The organism is Legionella drancourtii LLAP12, from assembly GCF_000162755.2.
Classification (GTDB): Bacteria; Pseudomonadota; Gammaproteobacteria; order Legionellales; family Legionellaceae; genus Legionella; species Legionella drancourtii.
Map to the genome: position 1 here is coordinate 27619 of NZ_JH413823.1, position 1734 is coordinate 29352.

Consider the following 1734-nt stretch of genomic DNA (forward strand, 5'->3'; position numbering starts at 1 on the left):
TACAAGATACCTTAGGTTATAGTGATACTGAATTGTGTAGCAAAAGCATGTTCGATATTACGTACCCCGCTGATATGCCCATGACTAGAGATGCTATGAGCAAACTAATCAAGGGCGAAATGCGTATTTCTCACTTGGAAAAGCGCTATATCCGCAAAGATGGTCGTATTATCTGGGCCATGGTCAGTTACTCACTGATTCGAGACGAACAGGGATTGCCGGTTAATTTTATTATACAAATTAAAGATGTTAGTGATCGCATTCAAAATGAAGAAAAAATGCGACAGCTTAATGAGAAAACAATGGTGACTTTAAATGAGTTAAAGCTACTTGAACATGATGAAAATTTATTAAATAAGTTAAATCGCTCTCTGCAAATTTGTGTTTCAGTAGAAGAAGCATACCCGCGAATCAATTTAATTGCACAAGACTTATTTCCTGAATTAAGTGGCGGTTTATCTGTTTTTAATCAATCCGCCAATGAGTTGGAAACTGTAATTCAGTGGGGACACGATCAATTATTGCCAAAGTTATTTTTTCCAATGGATTGTTTTGCAATCCGCGAAGCGAATACTATTCTTGTTGATGATCCGCAAAAGGCGGTACCTTGTAATCATTATTTAACACTCCCTCAAGGGGGCTATATTGCATTGCCCTTAATGGTGCAAAATGAATTAATTGGTGTTATTCATTTGTTGGCAGCCAAAGGAAAAAAACTAACACAACACCAACAGGATATAGCAAATTCATTTGGCAATATTGTTAAACTTGCTTTAGCTAATATTAATTTACGTGCCTCACTAAGTGAACTCACCTTACATGATCCTTTAACCAATTTATATAATCGACGGCATTTAAATGAGTTTTTATCGCGCGAATTAATTCGAATTGCACGCGAAAAAAATACACTATGCGTGGCCATGCTGGACATTGATAATTTTAAAAAATTTAATGATACATATAGTCACTTAGCAGGTGATGAAGTTCTTAAATTAATTGGACAATTACTGCTCAGTGATTTTCGTGAAAGTGATATTCCTTTTCGTTTTGGTGGCGAGGAGTTTGCGGTGATATTCCCAAATATGACCTTAGATAATGCCTTTGACCGAATGGATCAATTCCGCGAACAGTTAAAAAATACAATAGCTTATTATAAAGACAGACCATTGCCTGGCATTACTATTTCGATTGGAATAGCAGAAGCACCAAAACATGGCGCTACCATTGAAGACATAATAAAAGCTGCAGACCATGCACTTTATGCGGCTAAAGAAGCAGGTAAAGATAGAGTCAAATCCTATATCTCGGAGACAAAATGAGTATGAAAAAAAGAGCTATACTTAAACTTAACGGCTGAAAAATATCATCCTAAGGATACATTTCAAATGGACTTCCCAGGAGTTACCCCAGCACAAATAGAAGAAAAACTGGTCACCGAATCCTATAAAAATTATTCAATTTTAATCATTGGTGATTTTTTTGCCGCAGTCTTATTTGCTTTGATCCTCTGGAATAAAGTTAGTGATACTCGCTTTGTAGCCATATGGCTCTTATTGTTGTTTGTTTTTAATAATTTGCTAAGAGGTCTATTTGTTATTAAATATCATCAATTAATAAAACAAGGCAATTTGCTTCATGGACGGTTTTGGAAGAATTTTTTTATAATAAATCAGTTAACATCCGCTATCTTTTGGGCCGCTGGAGGATTGCTCTTTGTTTTGGTAGATGATCCAC

At 35.6% G+C, this 1734-nt stretch carries 1 protein-coding gene and 1 pseudogene; both read left to right on the top strand.

What is annotated here, in order from left to right:
* On the top strand, positions 1 to 1319 hold a 1319-nt coding region (locus tag LDG_RS09540; RefSeq protein ID WP_040535234.1), incomplete at its 5' end, for a GGDEF domain-containing protein.
* A gap of 66 nt (positions 1320 to 1385) precedes the next feature.
* A pseudogene (locus LDG_RS09545) lies at positions 1386 to 1734 on the top strand (GGDEF domain-containing protein); the annotation flags it as partial.